The following is a 20,966-nucleotide window of genomic DNA, read 5'->3' as shown; positions in this document are numbered from 1 at the left end:
TCTTAGAATAGATCACCTATTTTAGAACTTATAGTTTGGCACACTCGGTAAATACTCAGGTTTAATGAATTTACTTGCTTCAAAATACGGCAGCGTTAATTCAGACATTCCTTCAGCATAAGAAGCCAACTCATAAATCGGATAGACAAAAACAATCCCATTTGCGCCATAGTAGAAATTATCACTTAATTGCAGTTTTTCACGGCTAATATTATGCTCTTGAAGCCAATTTGTATTCGCATCAAAAAGAGCATCAACTAATTGTTTTTCAACATCTGGCTGAATCAACTCGGCAACAGTAATATGTTTTTTATTTAATAAATCAAAAGTCACAAACTCTTGATGTGACATGCCATGTGCTGCACCAGCAGAATATGAATAGGTCTGTAATGCAAAAGTTGCAAGATTATAATTTTGCCCTAAATAGCGGACATAAATTGCACTTTGACTCGAACGTGGCTCACCTTCAGGTACGTCGACTGGCTGATCAGCTAAATTTGCAAAAGCATTCGGATCTGCTTTCTTTATTCGATTAGTGAAGTAATCATTAATCCACTTTTGATTGGTTTGTACTGTTTGAAAGTCATACTCAGTACAACCATCTTCTAAACAAACTTTTGATTTCGGCAACTTTACTGGGATTACTTTTGCCTGAATTACAGGAACACCAACCTCTTTCGCTTCTTTAACTTTTGCAGTCGAAGCAGCCTGCTCGTCTTTGGCTGCCGACTTTGGTTGGCAACCACTCACAATTGCCATTGCAGCCATTAATGGAAGAATACAAATAATTTTTTTATCGTAAAGTCGCATAATAATCCCCATGAATTTACCTCTATCACTATACAAAGCGTCTGATCAAGGTGGGGTTAAAAAATGTATCTATCTCTCTTATATAAAAAAAGCTACCGTGAAAGGCAGCTTTTTTTGAAGAGGCTTCAATTATTGGTCAATAACATCTGTGCCTTTTGGTGGCGTAAAGTTAAAGACCGATGCTGGAATTGAAGCATTTACTTTCACATTATTAAAGCGCACATAGGTGGTTTGGCCTAATGAGTCTTGTAATACCATAAGTGTTGGCGCTTTATTTGCTCCAAAACTAATCGTTAAGCTTTGGAAAGCACCATCTTCTTTTTTAGGGAATAATGTGAAATAGAGTTTTGATTTATCTGGTTGCGTTACACGATAAGACTTCATGATTTGATTAGTATTACCAGAGAGTAATAACGCCGGCGTATCTGCAACCTGATCATCTAAGCTTTGGCGTACAGCTTGTTGTAAATCTGGATCATAAATCCAAACTGTTTTCCCGCTCGTTACAATCGTTTGTTTAGACGGACTTACTGTTTCCCAATAAAATTTCCCCGGACGTTCAACTTTCATTGAGCCTTTGAATGTCTGGTTCATATGCTGTGCACTTAAACTCTTTTTCTGTGCCACAGTTTTTGTATTAGCTTTAGTTGTTTGTTCAAAATCGGCAGTCAAACGCTGTAATCCTGATAACTGATTAACCAGGTTCCCAATTGCCTGTTGCTCCGGTGCTGCTACAGGCGCAGCAAACACTGTAGTACTCATTACAGGAGCAAGCACTGACGCGCTGAGTGTAATAGCACACATAGTTTTACGAAGCATATTCATGTCATCACCTTTTTAGTTGCTGTAAGACAACTTGCCTTCTTTCAAAGTTATGAAACTTAGCAAGCTCTTAATTCAAGACTCATATTAACCGACAAACTCTGTGCTAATCATTGAGAAAATAAGATATTTTGTTATGTTATTCATGTTGTTTGTAGAATTTCATTCATCATGATGAAGATACACTAGATTAAATTCCATAAAAAAAGCCCACAAAATGTGGGCCTTTTTTTAAAGCTAAAACTTATACAGTTTCAACTTTTACGTAGCGACGGCCAAATTGACCTTTCACTTCGAATTTTACTACGCCGTCAGCAGTAGCAAATAAAGTATGGTCACGGCCCATACCAACATTTGCACCAGCGTGGAACTCAGTACCACGTTGACGAACGATGATGTTACCAGCAGTTACAGCTTGACCGCCGTAAACTTTAACACCTAACATTTTTGGGTTTGAATCACGACCGTTCTTCGTCGATCCACCGGCTTTTTTAGTTGCCATGTCTCTTACTCCTCGTGATTAGCCTGAAATACCAGTAATTTTCAACTCAGTGAACCATTGACGGTGACCTTGTTGTTTACGGTAGTGTTTACGACGACGCATTTTGATAATGCGGATTTTGTCGTGACGACCATGACCAACCACTTCTGCAGTTACTTTAGCGCCAGCTACAACTGGAGCACCGATTTGAATGCTGTCACCGTTTACAACCATTAATACATCATCAAATGTAATAGTCGCGCCAGATTCAGCTTTCAATAATTCAACTTTAAGGGTTTCACCCTCAACTACACGGTGCTGTTTACCACCGCTTTGGATTACTGCGTACATAATGTACTCCAATTAGCCCGTGTCGTCGTGCCGATAAGGGATATATCGATCTTAAAACGCACGCCACTGGGGTTATATAAGGCGACAGATTTTAAGTGAAATTTGATCAAACGACAAGTATTTTCTAGTTATCAGTGATGCCTATTCCCCTATTTTTACAAAATCAACAAGCAGCTTAGATTGGAATTTAGCAGTTTTCATTGATTCTGAATGAAAATTAAAATACAGTTCCAGACACAAATTGCGACAAGAACAAGTTGTATTAATGCTGATGTCATTAAATTTATTGTTTTGCCGGAAATATCATGTTTTGCTTAAATAAAGAACAAAGAACGCATAAAGACAATAGAAATGGTTAATATCAGCCACTTGTTCACCTGTGCAACACACCTTTAATTGTTACACTAACGCCACTTATCTACCAATACGGGGTTTTTCTTCATATGGTCATCGATTTCAAGCAAGACATTCTTGCGCCTGTTGCCTCAGACTTTGCTGCGATGGATCACTTGATTAATGAAGGAATTAGCTCAAAAGTCGGTTTAGTCATGTCTGTCAGCAAACATGTTGTTGAAGCTGGCGGAAAGCGTATGCGCCCAATTATGTGTTTGCTTGCAGCACGTGCTTGTGGTTTAGATAATATGGCAAATGCACAGCGCCTAGCTGCAATCATTGAAATGTTGCATACCGCGACATTGGTTCATGATGATGTGGTAGATGAATCTGGGCTTCGTCGTGGTCGACCTACAGCAAATGCGACATGGAACAATCAAACTGCCGTATTAGTCGGTGACTTCCTCATTGCACGTGCTTTCGATTTACTGGTCGATTTAAACAACATGACTTTATTGAAAGACTTTTCAACAGGTACATGTGAAATTGCTGAAGGTGAAGTATTACAACTTCAATCACAGCATCAACCGGATACAACAGAAGAAACTTATTTAAAAATTATTCATGGTAAAACGTCTCGCCTGTTTGAACTGGCTACAGAAGGCGCCGCTATTTTGGCTGGGCAAGAAGCGTATCGTGAACCATTAAGATTATTCGCCGGCCATTTTGGTAATGCATTCCAAATTATTGATGATATTTTAGACTACACATCAGATGCTGAAACATTAGGTAAAAATATTGGTGATGATCTAATGGAAGGTAAGCCAACTTTACCGTTAATTTCTGCATTATCACACTCAACAGGTGAAGAGCATGCGATTATTCGTCGCAGCATTGCAACTGGCGGAGTGGACCAATTATCTCAGGTCATAGAAATTGTACAGAAGTCTGGTGCTTTAGATTATTGTCACCAACGTGCCCAAGAAGAAACAGAAGCAGCACTGCAAGCTTTATCAAAGCTACCTGATACACCGTATCGTCAGGCTTTGATTAACTTAACTCAGCTTGCGTTACATCGAATACAATAGATATTATTCTGCCTATGCATATAAATTTTTCAGATCATTTTTTAAAAATACAGAAACAGCTTGAGGATTCTCAAGCTGTCATTGACGAAAATCTACTCATTGAGTTAGTCAATGACATTCGTCCATCCGACCCTCAGGATACGGATGAGATAAAGCAAAAAATACAGGCTTTCATTGAAAGTCTATTACGCACACCTACAGCTCCCTTCCTGCTACAAACTTTTTTATTACGTCTAGTTAATCGCTATAAACAAGTCAGCTTATATGCCGATAGCGGAATTTTGTCTCTAGATGGTTTCTGGAACCAGCTAGGACAAAGACTCGGAGCACATTTTTTACCATTAATCGAAGATGCAAGCCAACTCAAAATATTAATTGGTAAGATTTTCTATTTAGAAAGTGACAAAATCTGGCTCAATAATATTGACGATGAAGATTGGGCAAACCTATTTGGTCTTATTGGACAAAGCCAAAGTAATGTAAACGAAAAGCTTGTCATTCAAAGTGAAATGATTAAAGCAATTACTGTCTTATCTTATCGAATTAGTGGAATTGGCCTTTACCCCGAATTTATTAATGCTCAACCGGAATTAACTGAATATGAATCACCATTTTTAGTTCAAAACCGTGAAATTATTGAGTTTATCGAGAAGTACAAAAAACAAGAACTTGCTGAACATGAAATTGCGGTGACTTCCCCTCCAGATGCATCACAAGCATTTGTTATGCTGGAACAATGCCGAGATGTAGTTTTAAAAATTCGTCGTGCCACCAAAAGAATTGGCGTCAGCTTAAGTTTGACTTATTTATTATCCTTACTTGAGCAGTGCCTTGACCGAATTGAATTACTGCTTTATTTGGTTGTAGATAACACTAAAGGAAAATATGTCTCTTTAGGGCATCTTATTTCTGATTTAACCAAAGCACACTACAGTGAAAAAAGTGTTCGCTCTTTACTAAGTACAACAAGTGAACTTATTGCCTTTCAAGTGACTGAAAATGCCAGCCGAACAGGTGAACATTATGTAAGTACGGATACCAAAGGTTTCTGGGGCATGTATAAAGCTGCCGCTGGAGCAGGCGTTATCATTGCCTGTATGGCATCTTTAAAAATTCTTGCAGCTAGAATGACGATGGCTCCGCTCATGCAAGCCTTTACTTTTAGTATGAATTATTCTCTTGGATTCCTTCTAATTCATGTTCTGCATTTTACAGTTGCCACTAAACAACCCGCGATGACTGCTGCGGCCCTCGCTGCCACAGTACAACAGCGTAAAGGCTCTAAAACAGCTCAAATTGCAGAGTTAGCAGCGCTTATTATTAATATTATTCGAACACAATTTATTGCTATTTTAGGCAATATTTCAATTGCGATTCCTACTGCAGCACTCATTACTTTTGCTTGGCAGTTCTATCTTGATGAGCCTTTATTAACTCATACTAAAGCGACTTATTTGTTGCACAGCTTAAATCCCTTCACCTCTTTGGCAGTTCCACATGCAGCCGTAGCCGGAGTTTGCTTATTTTTGTCGGGTCTTATTGCTGGCTACTTTGACAATATGGCCGTTTATAGAAAAGTTGGTCCTCGCTTAAGAGCGCATCGCCGCTTAGCCAACTGGTTTGGGCAAGATCGTCTCAACCGTTTTGCTGAATATATTGAGCGCAACTTAGGAGCTCTAGCGGGTAACTTCTTATTTGGTATTATGTTAGGAAGTATGGGTACCATAGGCTTTATTTTAGGTTTACCTTTAGATATCCGCCATATTGCCTTTGCATCTGCTAACTTTATTCAAGGTTTAATGACCATTAATGGCAGTCCAGACATCGGACTGATTATCGTGTCTTTTCTAGGCGTGTTATGTATTGGTCTCACTAACTTATTTGTTAGTTTCACCTTAACCATTATTGTGGCACTACGGGCGCGTCGAGTTCGCTTCGAACAATGGAAACCTTTAGCCAAACTCGTTATGACCCATTTTCTAACTCGCCCAAGCGATTTTTTCTGGCCCCCAAAACAACCGCTAGAACTTGAAGAAAATACGACTACAAATAATGGAAAAAAGATAGAACATTAAGAATTTTGCTTTGTACACAAAATGTGAATTCCGTCAATTTTGTTGTGATTGTTTTTCCAAATGTTAAAAAATTTTCAAAATGAATTTACGATGATCTATCAGGCTTGAAAAAAAGTGTACTGGCAAGTACACTTTTAGCGGCTTTCAGTAGTGGACACTGCTTAAATAAGCAAAGGTATATACATGCCCTATTTATTGCTTCTTATTGGTTGTATTTTTTTAGGATTAGGTATTCTTGGTCTTTTTGTACCAAGACTTCAGTCTTTGGACCTTCTCAGCGTTCAAATATTGAGTGAATATCGTTCAAATTATCTTAACGCTATTACGATCTTTCTAGCACGAATAGGTGGTATGCCTTTTGTATGTTTTTTATCCCTTCTGGTGTGTATATATCAGGCATGGTATAAAAAATATATTACTGTTATTTTCATTAGCGTGGGAGTTATTGGCAGTATCACCATGGGTTGGCTGCTCAAGTGGTGTGTTGATCGCCCAAGACCCCCACAGGTATATCATATTGTCGAAAGTTACGGTGCATCGTTCCCAAGTGCACACAGTGTTTATGCATCAACACTGGCTTGTTTGGCAATGATAATGTTATGCCATAAGCCCAACACTAACTCTCCTTATATCATTTTGATTTCTTGCCTTTGGTTTATCTGCATGGGGCTTTCAAGAATATATGCTGGAGTTCATTTTCCAACAGATGTACTTGCCGGTTGGGGCATAGGTTTTATTTGGATTGCACTGCTTTGGCTCTGGTTATTACAAACACAAAGTAGGTTAAGTAAAAAACAAATATATTTTTAGATTTTATCTAACGAGGTGGAACAATGATGTCGGCTAAGCTTTGGGCTCCTGCCCTTACTGCTTGCGCATTAGCAACAAGTATCGCACTTGTTGGTTGTGGCAAAGGCTCCGATGAGAAACAGCAAGCTGCTGCTGCTCAGAAAATGCCGCCTGCTGAGGTAGGTGTTATTGTTGCTCAACCACAAAGTGTTGAACAAAGCGTTGAGCTTTCCGGCCGTACTTCAGCATATCAAATTTCTGAAGTTCGTCCTCAAACAAGTGGCGTAATTTTAAAACGCTTGTTTGCTGAAGGAAGTTATGTTCGTGAAGGTCAGGCTCTATATGAACTGGATTCTCGAACGAATCGTGCATCGCTTGAAAATGCAAAAGCATCACTTTTACAACAACAGGCAAATCTAGCTTCACTACGTACCAAGCTAAACCGTTATAAGCAACTTGTTTCGAGTAATGCTGTATCTAAACAAGAATATGACGACTTACTTGGTCAGGTTAATGTTGCCGAAGCACAAGTTACTGCTGCGAAAGCTCAAGTAACGAATGCAAATGTAGATCTTGGTTATTCTACAATTCGCTCACCAATTTCTGGTCAGTCTGGGCGTTCTTCTGTAACAGCTGGTGCTTTAGTCACTGCAAACCAAACTGATCCTTTAGTGACGATTCAACAGTTAGATCCAATCTATGTGGATATTAACCAGTCTAGTGCCGAGTTATTACGTTTACGCCAACAACTCAGCAAAGGTAGTTTAAACAACAGTAACAACACGAAAGTGAAATTGAAACTTGAAGATGGTTCAACCTATCCAATCGAAGGACAACTTGCTTTCTCTGATGCTTCTGTAAATCAGGATACAGGAACGATTACTTTACGTGCCGTATTCTCGAACCCGAATCATTTGTTACTTCCAGGTATGTATACAACTGCGCAGATTGTTCAGGGTGTAGTTCCAAATGCTTATCTTGTTCCTCAAGCCGCAATTACGCGTTTACCGACAGGTCAAGCTGTAGCAATGCTTGTTAATGCTAAAGGCGCTGTTGAGAGTCGTTCTGTTGAAACCTCTGGTGTTCAAGGACAAAACTGGATTGTGACTAACGGTCTCAAAGCTGGTGAAAAAGTGATTGTTGATGGTGTTGCCAAAGTTAAAGAAGGGCAAGAAGTGTCAGCAAAACCTTACCAAGCTCAACCAGCGAACCCTCAAGGTGCAGCTCCAAATGCTACAAAACCGGCTCAATCAGGTAAACCTCAAGCAGAACAGAAAGCATCTAATGCATAAGGGGTAGATTGAATGGCACAATTTTTTATTCATCGCCCCATTTTTGCTTGGGTGATTGCATTAGTCATTATGTTGGCGGGTATTCTCACGCTCACAAAAATGCCTATTGCACAGTATCCGACGATTGCACCACCGACAGTTACAATTGCTGCAACTTATCCTGGTGCATCGGCTGAGACTGTTGAAAATACAGTAACCCAGATCATTGAACAACAAATGAATGGTCTAGATGGTTTACGTTATATTTCATCTAACAGTGCGGGTAACGGTCAGGCCTCTATTCAATTAAACTTTGAACAAGGTATTGATCCAGATATTGCACAGGTTCAGGTTCAAAACAAACTGCAATCTGCAACTGCGCTTTTACCTGAAGACGTTCAACGCCAAGGTGTGACGGTTACTAAATCTGGTGCAAGCTTCTTGCAAGTTATTGCATTCTATTCACCAGACAATACCCTGTCAGACTCAGACATTAAAGATTACGTAAACTCGTCAATTAAAGAACCACTTAGCCGTGTTGCTGGTGTTGGTGAGGTACAAGTCTTTGGTGGTTCATACGCAATGCGTATCTGGCTCGACCCTGCAAAACTTACCAACTATCAGTTAACACCAAGTGATATTGCGACTGCTTTACAAGCGCAAAACTCACAAGTTGCTGTAGGTCAGTTAGGCGGCGCACCAGCGGTTCAAGGTCAAGTGCTTAACGCGACAGTAAATGCGCAAAGCTTGTTACAGACACCTGAACAATTTAAAAATATCTTCTTAAAGAACACAGCATCAGGTGCTGAAGTTCGTTTAAAAGATGTTGCTCGTGTAGAGTTAGGTTCTGATAACTACCAGTTCGATTCGAAGTTTAATGGTAAACCTGCTGGCGGTCTCGCAATTAAAATTGCAACTGGTGCTAACGCACTTGATACCGCTGATGCTGTTGAACACCGTTTAGCTGAATTACGTAAGAACTATCCAGCAGGCCTTGCAGATAAACTGGCTTATGACACTACTCCATTTATTCGTCTTTCAATTGAAAGTGTTGTACACACATTAATTGAAGCGGTAATTTTAGTGTTCATTGTTATGTTCTTATTCTTACAGAACTGGCGTGCAACGATTATTCCAACACTTGCTGTACCTGTTGTTGTATTGGGTACATTTGCTGTCATCAATATCTTTGGTTTCTCAATTAACACCTTAACCATGTTCGCTATGGTATTGGCAATTGGTCTTCTGGTCGATGACGCCATTGTTGTAGTAGAAAACGTTGAGCGTGTTATGAGTGAAGAGCATACCGATCCGGTCACGGCAACTTCACGATCAATGCAACAGATTTCTGGTGCGTTAATTGGTATCACAAGCGTATTGACAGCAGTATTCGTACCAATGGCATTCTTTGGTGGTACAACAGGTGTAATTTACCGTCAATTCTCGATTACCCTTGTAACAGCAATGGTTCTATCGTTAATTGTAGCGTTAACCTTCACCCCTGCACTTTGTGCAACCATTTTAAAACAGCATGATCCTAATAAAGAACCAAGCAATAATATTTTTGCTCGTTTCTTCAGAGGATTTAACAATGGTTTTGACCGCATGTCGCATAGCTACCAAAATGGTGTTAGCCGCATGCTTAAAGGCAAAATCTTCTCAGGACTACTCTATGCTGTAGTGATTGGCCTATTAGTGTTCTTGTTCCAAAAACTCCCATCTTCATTCTTACCAGAAGAAGATCAGGGTGTGGTCATGACACTTGTTCAATTACCACCAAATGCAACGCTTGACCGTACAGGTAAAGTGATTGACACCATGACAAACTTCTTCATGAATGAAAAAGATACTGTGGAATCTATTTTCACCGTTTCAGGTTTCTCATTCACAGGTGTTGGTCAAAATGCTGGTATTGGCTTCGTTAAATTGAAAGACTGGAGTGAACGTACTTCACCAGAATCTCAAATTGGCGCGTTAATTCAGCGCGGTATGGCATTAAACATGATCGTCAAAGACGCATCTTACATCATGCCATTACAGCTTCCGGCAATGCCTGAACTCGGTGTAACTGCTGGTTTTAACTTGCAGCTTAAAGATTCAAGTGGTCAAGGCCATGAGAAACTTATTGCCGCACGTAACACAATTTTAGGTTTGGCTTCACAAGATAAACGTCTTGTAGGGGTACGTCCTAATGGTCAAGAAGATACACCTCAGTATCAAATTAATGTAGATCAGGCTCAAGCTGGTGCTATGGGCGTTAGCATTGCTGACATTAACAACACTATGCGTATTGCATGGGGTGGCTCATACATTAACGACTTCGTTGATCGCGGTCGTGTGAAAAAAGTTTATGTTCAAGGTGATTCGGATAGCCGTATGATGCCTGAAGACTTAAACAAGTGGTATGTACGTAATAGCAAAAGCGAAATGGTACCGTTCTCTGCATTTGCTACAGGCAAATGGACATATGGTTCTCCTCGTCTTGAACGTTATAACGGCGTGTCATCGGTTAACATTCAAGGTACACCTGCACCTGGCGTGAGCTCTGGTGATTCGATGAAAGCTATGGAAGAAATTATTGCTAAGTTACCATCTATGGGCTTACAAGGTTTCGACTATGAATGGACAGGTTTATCACTTGAAGAACGTGAGTCTGGTGCTCAAGCTCCATTCTTATATGCGCTTTCATTGTTAATCGTTTTCCTTTGCTTAGCTGCATTATATGAAAGCTGGTCTATTCCGTTCTCGGTTTTACTTGTAGTACCACTTGGTATTATTGGTGCAATCGTATTGACTTACTTGGGTATGATTATTAAAGGAGATCCAAATCTCTCAAATAACATTTACTTCCAGGTAGCAATGATCGCGGTCATTGGTCTTTCTGCAAAAAATGCGATCTTGATTGTTGAGTTCGCAAAAGAGTTGCAGGAAAAAGGTGAAGACCTACTTGAGGCAACTTTACATGCTTCAAAAATGCGTTTACGTCCAATTATTATGACTACCCTTGCCTTCGGTTTCGGTGTACTTCCACTTGCCCTTTCAACAGGTGCCGGTGCAGGAAGTCAGCACTCAGTTGGTTTCGGTGTACTCGGTGGCGTACTCAGTGCAACGTTCTTAGGTATCTTCTTTATCCCTGTATTCTATGTGTGGATTCGTAGTATCTTTAAGTACAAACCAAAAACCATAAACACTCAGGAGCATAAATCGTGATGCAAAAAGTATGGTCTATTTCAGGTCGTAGCATTGCGGTATCTGCACTTGCGCTTGCTTTGGCAGCTTGTCAAAGCATGCGCGGCCCAGAACCAGTCGTGAAAACCGATATTCCAGAAAGCTATGCATATAACAGCGCTTCTGGTGCGTCTATTGCTGAACAGGGTTACAAACAGTTCTTTGCTGACTCTCGTTTGCTCGGAGTGATTGATTTGGCTCTAGCCAACAACCGCGACTTACGTACAGCAACGCTCAATATTGAACGTGCCCAACAGCAATATCGAATTACGCAAAACAACCAGCTTCCAACCATCGGAGCAAGTGGTAGTGCAATTCGTCAGGTTTCTCAAAGCCGTGATCCGAATAACCCCTACTCTACTTATCAAGTAGGTTTGGGTGTAACTGCCTATGAACTCGATTTTTGGGGCCGCGTACGTAGCTTAAAAGATGCTGCGTTAGATAGTTATCTTTCAACGCAAAGTGCACGTGATTCGACTCAAATCAGTCTGATCAGTCAAGTTGCTCAAGCATGGTTGAACTATTCTTTCGCAACAGCAAATTTAAAACTTGCTGATCAAACACTTAAAGCTCAACAAGACTCTTACAATCTCAACAAAAAACGTTTTGATGTGGGCATCGACAGTGAAGTTCCACTACGTCAGGCACAGATTTCTGTAGAAACTGCGCGTAATGATGTAGCGAACTACAAAACACAAATTGCTCAAGCACAAAACTTGTTGAACTTGTTAGTGGGCCAATCAGTTCCACAAAACTTGTTGCCAAACCAACCTGTAAAACGCATTACTCAACAAAATGTATATACAGCTGGTTTACCGAGCGATTTGCTTAACAACCGTCCAGATGTAAAAGCTGCCGAATATAACTTAAGTGCTGCTGGTGCGAATATTGGTGCTGCAAAAGCACGTTTATTCCCAACAATTAGCTTAACGGGTTCTGCGGGTTATGCATCAACTGACTTAAGTGATCTATTTAAGTCTGGCGGCTTCGCATGGTCAATTGGTCCAAGCTTAGACTTACCAATCTTTGACTGGGGCACGCGTCGTGCCAATGTAAAAATTTCTGAAACCGATCAGAAAATTGCATTGTCTGATTATGAAAAATCAGTTCAGTCTGCGTTCCGTGAAGTGAATGATGCACTTGCAACTCGTGCCAATATTGGTGAGCGTTTAACAGCTCAACAACGTCTAGTAGAAGCGACTAACCGCAACTACACACTTTCAAATGCCCGCTTCCGTGCTGGTATTGATAGTTACTTGACGGTTCTTGATGCGCAGCGTTCATCTTATTCAGCCGAACAAGGTTTATTGTTGCTTCAACAAGCTAATTTAAACAACCAAATCGAGTTATACAAAACTCTAGGTGGTGGTTTAAAAGCAAATACTTCAGATACAGTGGTTAATCAACCATCAAGTGCTGAACTTAAAAAGCAATAAGTTTTAAATAACTTAATTTATAAAAGCTCACTTCGGTGGGCTTTTTTATTGCATCTCATGTGATTATTTTTTATCTTGAAACTTTAAGAATTTAGATTGATAAAAAACAATGTTACTGAGTAATTTAGAAAGTGTTCCGGGCCACCAGATTGTAAAGCAACTTGATGTTGTTTATGGAAGTACTGTCCGCAGTAAGCATGTTGGCCGTGACTTGATGGCAAGTTTAAAAAATATTGTGGGTGGCGAACTTACGGGTTATACCGAGTTATTAGAAGAATCTCGCAAAGAAGCCATGGATCGGATGATTGCCAAAGCTCAGCAACTTGGTGCGAATGCAATTGTCGGTATTCGTTTTTCAACTTCAAATATTGCTCAAGGTGCTTCTGAACTATTTGTCTACGGTACGGCTGTGGTTGTTCAACCTCAAGCCCCCCATCTACCAGATCCATTTAGTGCATAGGTAAAAAATGGAAAATCTTATTTTTCAGCTTGTTATTTTTCTCATTCTTTTCAGTATTGGTTGGGGTTTTGGCCGCCATATTGAACGAAAACATTTGAAAGAACTTCAAGAAAAAGAACAGCAATTTGCCCATATCAGAATTGATACCAATCGTTTTTCGACGAGTGATCAGCTAGGCTATTTTATTAGTAGTAATGTGGTGATTTCTCATGACTACTTTAAATATGTATTGGCATCCATTAAGAACGTTTTGGGTGGTCGACTCACCAGCTATGAAAGTGTAGTTGAACGCGCTCGCCGTGAAGCGATTGTTCGTTTAAAACAACAAGCTCATACCGCAGGAGCTAACCATATTATGGGAGTTCGGCTGAGTACAACCGAACTTGGTATGCAAGGTGGAATGGTCGAAGTATTTGCTTATGGTACTGCTGTAAAAGATTAGCACTGCCCAATAGCGGAAAAATGAATGCGTGGATTGCCAATATTTTTAGTTAAATGTTGGCAAATTCCAGTAATTTTCCAACTGCCCTGTTGTTTTACCAAAGTAAAATAATAACGACCAAATGAATGAAAATAATCATTTTCCGAAAAACGATAAATTTGATAATTACATTCTAACCATGCTTGATCTTGTTCAATCCGAATCAAAGGATTACTCAAATTGTGCTGTAGCCGTAAATGCGATAAAGCTTGTTGCCGAGAACCTTTATACTCATGACAAGACACGACACATAAAGGCTCTCCCCTAAACTGGAAATAGTCCACCTCAAGTTGATCTGCCAATAAATCATCAAAAGCGTCCCAATTTTTCTGGTCAAAGACCAATTGAAAACGCGTAATGACGTCTAAAATACGGTGATAATCTTGATCCATGGTGAACCTTCTATGCGGGTTTTCCATCAATTTAGCACGGCGAAATCACTTTTTTATTTTACTTTTGTTTTCCGAATCATTTTATAGAGAAGTTTTGGTGACATCCGAGAAACCATAACGCCTAGTTTTTCTTTGCTTCCCCCAATAACAATATATTCTTGACCATGCATTAAGGCTTTAACTGATTGCTGAGCAAATACGTTTGCCTCTAAACCATTCTCAATGGCTTCATCTTGATGACCTTGAGGTTGCCCAGCACCATTTAACGCATTAAAGGACACATTTGTTTTTACAAAGCCCGGGAAAATAACAGAAACTTCAACACCTTGATCTGAGACCTCAGCACGTAAACTATTTGCCCACATGTGAATTGCAGCTTTAGCAGCAGAGTAGCTTGCGCGGTACTGAGTTCCTAATAAACCTGCCACACTCGACACAAATACAACTCGGCCAGACTTTTGTTTTAGCATGGTCGGCAGCACAGTTTTGGTTAATGCCACTTGAGAGAAATAGTCGACTTCCATAATGGCCCGTTCGGTTGCCATTGTTGTGTCTTCAATTAAAGCACGTTGGCTTAAGCCCGCATTATTAATGAGCCAGTCAATTCGCCCTTTGGCTTTTAAAATCTGCTGGTAAGCTTCTTCTACTTGTTTTTCATCAGTAATATCGGCAACTACAGACAAATGATGCTCTGGTTTTAATAAACCAACTCGAACCTCTTCTAATTCTTCAAAACGACGCGAAGTCAAAATTACTTCTGCCCCTTGCAAAGCCAACTCCCCTGCTAAGGCCTTGCCCAAACCAGAAGATGCTCCCGTAATCCATACCACTTTATTTTGTAAAGTATCAAGTTTGGCCATGCTTTATGTTCCTATTATCTTTTTAAATTATGCTGCTTGATGCATGAAGGCCAAAAAGTGGTTGATATAATGAGTTGCTGTGGTCTGATCAATCTGTGTACCTAACTTTTCCAAACGTTTATAGCCCAAATGCGTCGTCATGTTGATCACTCCGTTAAGAGTTTTATCGACAACTAAATTAAATTTTAAACGCTTTTTAGGCTCACGTACTAGGCTTGTTACGCCTAAATCTACAATTTGTATTAAGGTTTCAAAAGCCGCTGTAATACTTTGCATATTACCGTCACGAATTTGCTGCGTAAGGTTTTGAGCTTGTTGTACGAGTTGCAGGGTAACTGGGTAGGTAATATAAACTTGTTGCCCCTGTTCTTTCATCAGAGATGTCATGTAATCGACTAAAGGCAAAAGACGCTCATTTCCAAAGAATGAAACTGACCAAGGCATATATTTTCGAAAAGTCTCTAAAACTTGCTGAACCACTTTTTCAGACTCAGCTTGTTGTTTTGGAGACATGGTTGTACTTCCTGACTGTAAAAGCACAGAAAAAACCTGTTCAATAATTTCACAAGAAAGATCAGAGAGTACATCGCCTAAAGGTTTTGCCTGACTTTGACTTACCCCATCATGCAGTTTCTGCCGAATGGTCTCGAATTGGGTATAAGTTGAATCGGAAATTTTCAAAAAAACTTCATAACTCATGAGCAACATCCTTTTTCAATTCGTTTGTAATTTTTGTGCCGTGTGTCTACACGATTAAATTGTGATCCATCTTTCATAAATCTACCGTTTTTTGAAAAAAATACAAAACCGTTTATCTGTTTTCAGCACATTAATTTCGAGGCATTTTTTTGCTACAATAGGTGCAATTTTTTATGCATATTCGATCTAAGCTACTATGACTGACGCTCAAACCGCTCAAAATATTGCGACCACATACGATCCAACCGAGATCGAAAAGAAGTGGTACCAAACGTGGGAAGAACAAGGTTACTTCAAACCTTCTGGTCACGGTGAATCATTCTGTATCATGATTCCACCACCAAACGTCACAGGTAGTTTGCACATGGGCCATGGCTTTAACAATGCCATTATGGATGCCCTCACCCGTTATAACCGTATGATGGGTAAAAACACTTTGTGGCAACCGGGTACTGACCACGCTGGTATTGCAACTCAAATGGTTGTTGAGCGTCAACTTGGTTTACAAGGTGTGACTCGTCATGACTTAGGCCGTGATAAGTTCATCGAAAAAGTTTGGGAATGGAAAGAACAATCTGGCGGCACAATTACGAAACAAATTCGTCGCTTAGGTTCATCTGTAGACTGGTCACGTGAACGCTTCACAATGGACGAAGGTTTATCAAACGCAGTTAAAGAAGTATTCGTTCGTTTGCACGAAGACGGTTTAATTTACCGTGGTAAGCGTCTTGTAAACTGGGATCCTAAACTTCAAACAGCACTTTCTGACCTTGAAGTTGAAAGCAAAGAAGAAAAAGGCTCACTTTGGCACTTTAAATATTTCTTTGAAGACAAATCAGTTAAAACTCAAGATGGCAAAGACTATTTAGTCGTTGCAACGACTCGTCCTGAAACATTACTGGGCGATACGGCTGTAGCTGTTCACCCAGAAGATGAGCGTTATGCACACCTTGTTGGTAAAAATATTGTATTGCCAATTACTGGTCGTTTAATCCCGATCGTTGCTGACGACTACGTTGAGAAAGACTTCGGTACTGGCTGTGTAAAAATTACCCCTGCTCATGACTTCAATGACTATGACCTAGGTAAACGCAACAGCTTGCCAATCATTAATATCTTCAACAAAAATGCCGAAGTTTTGGCTGAGTTTGAATATATTGCAAAAGCTGGCGAACAAATTTCTAAAACCATTACTGCACCTGCGGAATATGCTGGTTTAGAACGTTTTGCAGCACGTAAGAAGTTAGTTGCTGAAGCGGAAGCTGAAGGCTGGTTAGATCAAATCCAACCGTATGACTTAAAAGCTCCACGTGGCGACCGTTCAGGTGTGATCATTGAGCCGTTACTGACTGACCAATGGTACGTAAAAATTGCTCCGCTTGCTGAGCCTGCAATTGAAGCAGTTCAAGATGGCCGTATTAAGTTTGTTCCAGAACAGTACAGCAACATGTACATGGCTTGGATGCGTGACATTCAAGACTGGTGTATTTCACGTCAGCTTTGGTGGGGTCACCGTATTCCAGCTTGGTACGATGCAAATGGCAACATCTATGTTGGTCGTAACGAAGAAGAAGTACGCGCGAAAAACAACATCGCTGCTGATGTTGAACTTAAACAAGACGAAGACGTTCTTGATACATGGTTCTCATCTGCACTTTGGACTTTCTCAACTTTGGGTTGGACTGGCGACGACAAGAAAGATGAACTAAATGATTTCTTAAAAACCTTCCACCCAACAGATGTATTGGTGACTGGTTTTGACATCATTTTCTTCTGGGTTGCCCGTATGATCATGATGACCCTGCACTTCATGAAAAATGAAGATGGTTCATCACAAGTTCCATTTAAGACTGTTTACGTTCACGGCTTGGTACGTGATGGTGAAGGTCAAAAAATGTCGAAGTCTAAAGGTAACGTACTTGACCCATTAGACTTGATTGACGGTATTGATTTAGAAAGTTTAGTTGCAAAACGTACGACTGGCCTAATGAACCCGAAAGATGCAGCGAAGATTGAAAAATCAACGCGTAAAGAGTTCCCAGAAGGTATTAATGCTTACGGTACTGACGCAGTTCGTTTCACGTTCTGTGCGCTTGCAAACACTGGTCGTGATATCAAGTTCGACTTAAAACGTGTTGAAGGCTACCGTAACTTCTGTAACAAAATCTGGAACGCAACTCGTTTCGTTCTGATGAATGTTGAAGGCCAAACTGTTGGTCAAGAAGCACGTCCTGATCTTTGGGAACTTCCAGAACAATGGATTATCAGCCGTCTGCAAAAAGCAGAAGCTGCTGTACATCAAGCGTTCGCAACGTACCGTTTAGATCTTGCTGCTCAAGCGATTTACGACTTTATCTGGAATGAATACTGTGACTGGTACGTTGAGTTAACTAAACCAGTTCTGAATGATCCAGAAGTTGCAGAAGAGCGTAAAGCTGAAGTACGTCGTGTATTGCTTGCTGTAATGGAAGCATCATTACGTTTGGCTCATCCATTAATGCCGTATTTGACAGAGGAAATCTGGCAGACTCTTGCACCAATGCTTGGTCAAGGCGGCCCAACGATTATGACTGCTCAATACCCTATTCCTGAGCAAGCAAAAATCAATGAACAAGCTGAAGCAGATATGCAATGGCTTCAAGGTTTGATTGGTGCAGTACGTAACATTCGTGGTGAGTTAGGCTTAGGTAACGCGCGCTTGTTGCCAGTATTACTTCAAAACACGTCTGACGCTGAACGTGAACAAATCATTCGTATTGAAGCATTGTTCAAAGCACTAGCTAAAGTTGAAAGCATTGAGTTCTTGAATAAAGACCAAGAACCGCCTTTATCTTGCTCTAGCGTTGTCAGCCATGCATCAGTATTTGTACCAATGAAAGGCTTAATTGACCCTAAAGCTGAGCTTGCTCGTTTGCAAAAAGACTTGGATAAAATCCAAAAGCAACACGACCAAATCGCGGGCAAACTTGCAAATGAAGGCTTTGTATCTAAAGCACCTGCAGCTGTTGTTGAAGGTGAAAAAGCGAAGCTTGCTGAGTTTGCTGCTCAGTTAGAGAAAGTTAAAGCGAATATGGAGCAGATTGCTGCGCTTTAATGCAGTCATTTGATTCAAAAAATCCCCTCAAATGAGGGGATTTTTATTGTGATTAATAAATATTAAAATGGCCGCAATACAAGCTAATACACTTCCAAAAAATAGATTCAACCCGCTTCCAAAGGCATCATAAATTAGCCCACCTAAAAAAGCTCCTAATCCTATTGATAAATTAAACATAGTAATATTAAGTGCAGATGCTAACTCAATATGCATAGGAGCTGAACGAATCATCCAAGTCATTAATGATATTGAAACCCCACCATAAGAAAGCCCCCAAATTAAAAGTAACGCTAGACTAAGAAACTTAGAATCACCGAAAAACATAAATAAAAATAATGTACTACCCAATAATAAAGCAATGATAAACAATGTTTGCCAAAGAAATTTTTGAATACTAAATCCTAAAATAAAATTACCTAGAATTCCAAAAACACCATAAATTAGTAATAAAGCTCCAATAGAAGAATCAGAGAAATGGGCCATTTCTTGTAGTAGCGGACGTATAAAAGTATATGCTGAAAAATGCCCTGTAACTATAAATAAGGTCATCCCTAGCCCAACGACAATATTTGTTTTTTTTAATACAACTAAAGCCTCTCTCCATGTACTCGTTTGTTGAACCGTAAGAGGTGGTAATGACCAAAATAGCATTAAAAATACTATTGCAACTAACATCGATATACTAATAAATGCCATCCTCCATCCAAATAAATCCCCTAGATAAACTCCCATTGGCACACCCAATACCGAAGCTGCAGCAACACCACTAAAAATAAGTGAAGTGGCGAGCCCAACTTGTGCAGTTGGAACTAAACGAACTGCAATACTTCCTGCTAGGGACCATATTCCCCCCATAGAAATTCCAAATAATACTCGGGCCAGCAACAACCAATGAAATGCATTAGCCATTGCAAAAACTAATGTTGAAATAAACAATAACAACATAAATAAAAGAATTAGTTTACGACGAGTAATGCGGTTAAATACTAAAATGACACATGGTGCAGTAATTGCAGCAACTAGAGATGGAGTAGAAACAATAAGACTCATGCTTCCTAATTGTTGTTGCATACTTTTTGCAATAGGTGTTAATAATCCAATAGGTAGCATTTCTACACTAACTACAATAAAAATCGCCAAAGCAACAGCTATAACTGCTAACCAAGCATGCAAACCAGCTTGAGATTTTTGTTCATTAAGAATGGGGGTTTTCATATTGAGCGGGTACATCAAATATAATGTTGTACTAAAATATACTTACCACCCTGTACTTGATAAACTCCATTTGAGTGCCAGCAATGGGGAATAAAAGTGGTTAATCTCGCTATAACAGAGATGACTAATTTATCTGACCTTTTAATTTTTGTACGTGTCGTTGAAACTGGGAGCTTTACCGCTGCAGCTGACTCTCTTAATTTGTCACGCTCAGCAATAGGTAAATGTATTCAACGCCTAGAATATAGGTTCCACACCCGTTTAATTTATCGTACTACACGCACCTTGAGTTTAAGTGACGAGGGGCATCTATTCTATGAGTACGCACAACGCATATTACAAGAAGTTGAAGAAACTGAAACCTTGATTATGACACGTACTCAAAAGCTGAAGGGACGTTTACGTCTTACAGTACCTGTTGCTTTTGGTCGAATTTATATGATGCCAATCATATTAGATTTTTTAAATGTATATGCTGAAATCGAGATTGAAGTAATTTTTTCTGATGAGTTTCAAGATTTAATACATGATGGCATAGACGTTGCGATACGATTTGGGCAACAGGTGAGCAGCAATCTAGTGCAACAAAAATTAGCCAGCCATTGGTTAATCACTTGTGCTAGCCCTAGCTATCTGAAAGAAAAAGGTAAACCATACAAAATAGAAGATCTACAGCAACATCAAAATCTTATTTATTTACATCAAGGCCATCAAACACCTTGGCGTTTTCATATTGAAGGAAACAATATTGACTATGTAGCACAAGGTAGAATTCGCTTATATGATGTTGAATCCCTACGCGATGCGGCACTAAATAATTTTGGTATTATCCAAGTAGGTGCTTATCTTGTTACCAATGACATTTATCAAGGAACACTTGTACCAGTCTTGGAGGATATTGCACCAATACAACACTCGATCTATGCTGTATATCCATCAAAAAGACATATTTCCCCAAAAGTAAAAGCTTTAATCGAATTTATTCGGTGTTACTGGCAAAAACAACCACCAAGTTGGGAAAATCCTGAAAGCTAATCATTACTTTCATCAGTTAGCTATCTCGATAAGATTATCTAAT

At 39.8% G+C, this 20,966-nt stretch carries 18 protein-coding genes; 10 read left to right on the top strand and 8 right to left on the bottom strand.

What is annotated here, in order from left to right; translation table 11 throughout:
• Positions 1-21: 21 nt before the first annotated feature.
• The 4 genes from MMY79_RS03840 to rplU form a co-directional block, all read right to left on the bottom strand.
• Positions 22-822 (bottom strand): RsiV family protein, encoded by an 801-nt coding sequence (locus MMY79_RS03840; RefSeq protein ID WP_252612153.1) that lies wholly within the window; start codon positions 820-822, stop codon positions 22-24.
• A 117-nt stretch (positions 823-939) separates the two neighbouring features.
• A complete protein-coding gene (lolA, locus tag MMY79_RS03835) occupies positions 940-1,635 on the bottom strand; it encodes an outer membrane lipoprotein chaperone LolA (protein ID WP_009389642.1) in 696 nt (231 codons plus the stop codon).
• 241 nt (positions 1,636-1,876) lie between these two features.
• The gene (gene rpmA / locus MMY79_RS03830; protein WP_002116037.1) at positions 1,877-2,134 is read right to left on the bottom strand and encodes a 50S ribosomal protein L27; all 258 of its coding nucleotides are present in this window, start codon (positions 2,132-2,134) and stop codon (positions 1,877-1,879) included.
• Positions 2,135-2,152: 18 nt separating this feature from the next.
• Positions 2,153-2,464, bottom strand: a complete 312-nt coding sequence (gene rplU, locus MMY79_RS03825; protein ID WP_004639133.1) for a 50S ribosomal protein L21 — start codon at positions 2,462-2,464, stop codon at positions 2,153-2,155.
• 443 nt (positions 2,465-2,907) lie between these two features.
• Here rplU and sdsA point away from each other — a divergent pair, with 443 nt between their 5' ends.
• The 8 genes from sdsA to MMY79_RS03785 all read left to right on the top strand — a co-directional run bounded on the left by sdsA (position 2,908) and on the right by MMY79_RS03785 (position 13,586).
• On the top strand, positions 2,908-3,885 hold the full coding sequence (gene sdsA, locus MMY79_RS03820) for an All-trans-nonaprenyl-diphosphate synthase (protein ID WP_252612151.1): 978 nt from the start codon (positions 2,908-2,910) through the stop codon (positions 3,883-3,885).
• Between the two features lie 14 nt (positions 3,886-3,899).
• A complete protein-coding gene (locus tag MMY79_RS03815) occupies positions 3,900-5,960 on the top strand; it encodes a site-specific recombinase (RefSeq protein ID WP_252612149.1) in 2,061 nt (686 codons plus the stop codon).
• A 183-nt stretch (positions 5,961-6,143) separates the two neighbouring features.
• The gene (locus MMY79_RS03810; RefSeq protein ID WP_252612147.1) at positions 6,144-6,770 is read left to right on the top strand and encodes a phosphatase PAP2 family protein; all 627 of its coding nucleotides are present in this window, start codon (positions 6,144-6,146) and stop codon (positions 6,768-6,770) included.
• 23 nt (positions 6,771-6,793) lie between these two features.
• Entirely contained in the window at positions 6,794-8,041 is a 1,248-nt protein-coding gene (adeI, locus tag MMY79_RS03805; protein WP_252612145.1) for a multidrug efflux RND transporter periplasmic adaptor subunit AdeI, read from the top strand.
• 12 nt (positions 8,042-8,053) lie between these two features.
• Entirely contained in the window at positions 8,054-11,230 is a 3,177-nt protein-coding gene (gene adeJ / locus MMY79_RS03800) for a multidrug efflux RND transporter permease subunit AdeJ (protein WP_252612143.1), read from the top strand.
• Positions 11,230-12,684 (top strand): multidrug efflux RND transporter outer membrane channel subunit AdeK, encoded by a 1,455-nt coding sequence (gene adeK, locus MMY79_RS03795; protein WP_252613423.1) that lies wholly within the window; start codon positions 11,230-11,232, stop codon positions 12,682-12,684. The genes adeJ and adeK overlap by 1 nt, the downstream gene beginning before the upstream one ends.
• 109 nt (positions 12,685-12,793) lie before the next feature.
• Positions 12,794-13,144, top strand: a complete 351-nt coding sequence (locus tag MMY79_RS03790) for a YbjQ family protein (RefSeq protein WP_252612141.1) — start codon at positions 12,794-12,796, stop codon at positions 13,142-13,144.
• Positions 13,145-13,151: 7 nt separating this feature from the next.
• Positions 13,152-13,586: a YbjQ family protein gene (locus MMY79_RS03785; protein ID WP_252612138.1), complete on the top strand. Its 435-nt coding sequence runs from the start codon at positions 13,152-13,154 to the stop codon at positions 13,584-13,586.
• On the opposite strand, the gene MMY79_RS03780 is transcribed toward MMY79_RS03785, so the two are convergent.
• Genes MMY79_RS03780 through MMY79_RS03770 form a run of 3 tightly spaced genes read right to left on the bottom strand, consistent with a single transcriptional unit; the run spans position 13,583 to position 15,576 of the window.
• Positions 13,583-14,017 (bottom strand): nuclear transport factor 2 family protein, encoded by a 435-nt coding sequence (locus MMY79_RS03780; protein ID WP_252612136.1) that lies wholly within the window; start codon positions 14,015-14,017, stop codon positions 13,583-13,585. The two genes, MMY79_RS03785 and MMY79_RS03780, sit on opposite strands and share 4 nt — an antisense overlap.
• Before the next feature lie 53 nt (positions 14,018-14,070).
• Positions 14,071-14,877 (bottom strand): SDR family NAD(P)-dependent oxidoreductase, encoded by an 807-nt coding sequence (locus MMY79_RS03775; RefSeq protein WP_252612134.1) that lies wholly within the window; start codon positions 14,875-14,877, stop codon positions 14,071-14,073.
• Positions 14,878-14,904: 27 nt separating this feature from the next.
• On the bottom strand, positions 14,905-15,576 hold the full coding sequence (locus MMY79_RS03770) for a hypothetical protein (RefSeq protein WP_252612132.1): 672 nt from the start codon (positions 15,574-15,576) through the stop codon (positions 14,905-14,907).
• A gap of 196 nt (positions 15,577-15,772) precedes the next feature.
• Between MMY79_RS03770 and MMY79_RS03765 the strand changes: the two genes are divergently transcribed.
• Positions 15,773-18,670, top strand: a complete 2,898-nt coding sequence (locus tag MMY79_RS03765; RefSeq protein WP_252612130.1) for a valine--tRNA ligase — start codon at positions 15,773-15,775, stop codon at positions 18,668-18,670.
• 27 nt (positions 18,671-18,697) lie between these two features.
• On the opposite strand, the gene MMY79_RS03760 is transcribed toward MMY79_RS03765, so the two are convergent.
• Positions 18,698-19,888, bottom strand: a complete 1,191-nt coding sequence (locus MMY79_RS03760; RefSeq protein ID WP_252612128.1) for an MFS transporter — start codon at positions 19,886-19,888, stop codon at positions 18,698-18,700.
• Positions 19,889-20,008: 120 nt separating this feature from the next.
• Between MMY79_RS03760 and MMY79_RS03755 the strand changes: the two genes are divergently transcribed.
• Complete coding sequence (locus MMY79_RS03755; RefSeq protein ID WP_252612126.1) at positions 20,009-20,923, top strand: LysR family transcriptional regulator; 915 nt, start codon at positions 20,009-20,011, stop codon at positions 20,921-20,923.
• The last annotated feature ends 43 nt before the right edge of the window (positions 20,924-20,966 follow it).

The organism is Acinetobacter sp. XS-4, assembly GCF_023920705.1.
In the GTDB taxonomy this organism is placed as follows: domain Bacteria; phylum Pseudomonadota; class Gammaproteobacteria; order Pseudomonadales; family Moraxellaceae; genus Acinetobacter.
Note: the sequence above shows the minus strand (reverse complement) of the source record. Positions and strands in the feature narration are given on the sequence as shown.

What these genes read in the sequence shown, in the direction of transcription:
- MMY79_RS03840 (WP_252612153.1), bottom strand. Translation starts at nt 822, where the DNA reads ATGGGGATTATTATGCGACTTTACGATAAAAAAATTATTTGTATTCTT.
- lolA (WP_009389642.1), bottom strand. Translation starts at nt 1,635, where the DNA reads ATGAATATGCTTCGTAAAACTATGTGTGCTATTACACTCAGCGCGTCA.
- rpmA (WP_002116037.1), bottom strand. Translation starts at nt 2,134, where the DNA reads ATGGCAACTAAAAAAGCCGGTGGATCGACGAAGAACGGTCGTGATTCA.
- rplU (WP_004639133.1), bottom strand. Translation starts at nt 2,464, where the DNA reads ATGTACGCAGTAATCCAAAGCGGTGGTAAACAGCACCGTGTAGTTGAG.
- sdsA (WP_252612151.1), top strand. Translation starts at nt 2,908, where the DNA reads ATGGTCATCGATTTCAAGCAAGACATTCTTGCGCCTGTTGCCTCAGAC.
- MMY79_RS03815 (WP_252612149.1), top strand. Translation starts at nt 3,900, where the DNA reads ATGCATATAAATTTTTCAGATCATTTTTTAAAAATACAGAAACAGCTT.
- MMY79_RS03810 (WP_252612147.1), top strand. Translation starts at nt 6,144, where the DNA reads ATGCCCTATTTATTGCTTCTTATTGGTTGTATTTTTTTAGGATTAGGT.
- adeI (WP_252612145.1), top strand. Translation starts at nt 6,794, where the DNA reads ATGATGTCGGCTAAGCTTTGGGCTCCTGCCCTTACTGCTTGCGCATTA.
- adeJ (WP_252612143.1), top strand. Translation starts at nt 8,054, where the DNA reads ATGGCACAATTTTTTATTCATCGCCCCATTTTTGCTTGGGTGATTGCA.
- adeK (WP_252613423.1), top strand. Translation starts at nt 11,230, where the DNA reads ATGCAAAAAGTATGGTCTATTTCAGGTCGTAGCATTGCGGTATCTGCA.
- MMY79_RS03790 (WP_252612141.1), top strand. Translation starts at nt 12,794, where the DNA reads ATGTTACTGAGTAATTTAGAAAGTGTTCCGGGCCACCAGATTGTAAAG.
- MMY79_RS03785 (WP_252612138.1), top strand. Translation starts at nt 13,152, where the DNA reads ATGGAAAATCTTATTTTTCAGCTTGTTATTTTTCTCATTCTTTTCAGT.
- MMY79_RS03780 (WP_252612136.1), bottom strand. Translation starts at nt 14,017, where the DNA reads ATGGATCAAGATTATCACCGTATTTTAGACGTCATTACGCGTTTTCAA.
- MMY79_RS03775 (WP_252612134.1), bottom strand. Translation starts at nt 14,877, where the DNA reads ATGGCCAAACTTGATACTTTACAAAATAAAGTGGTATGGATTACGGGA.
- MMY79_RS03770 (WP_252612132.1), bottom strand. Translation starts at nt 15,576, where the DNA reads ATGAGTTATGAAGTTTTTTTGAAAATTTCCGATTCAACTTATACCCAA.
- MMY79_RS03765 (WP_252612130.1), top strand. Translation starts at nt 15,773, where the DNA reads ATGACTGACGCTCAAACCGCTCAAAATATTGCGACCACATACGATCCA.
- MMY79_RS03760 (WP_252612128.1), bottom strand. Translation starts at nt 19,888, where the DNA reads ATGAAAACCCCCATTCTTAATGAACAAAAATCTCAAGCTGGTTTGCAT.
- MMY79_RS03755 (WP_252612126.1), top strand. Translation starts at nt 20,009, where the DNA reads ATGACTAATTTATCTGACCTTTTAATTTTTGTACGTGTCGTTGAAACT.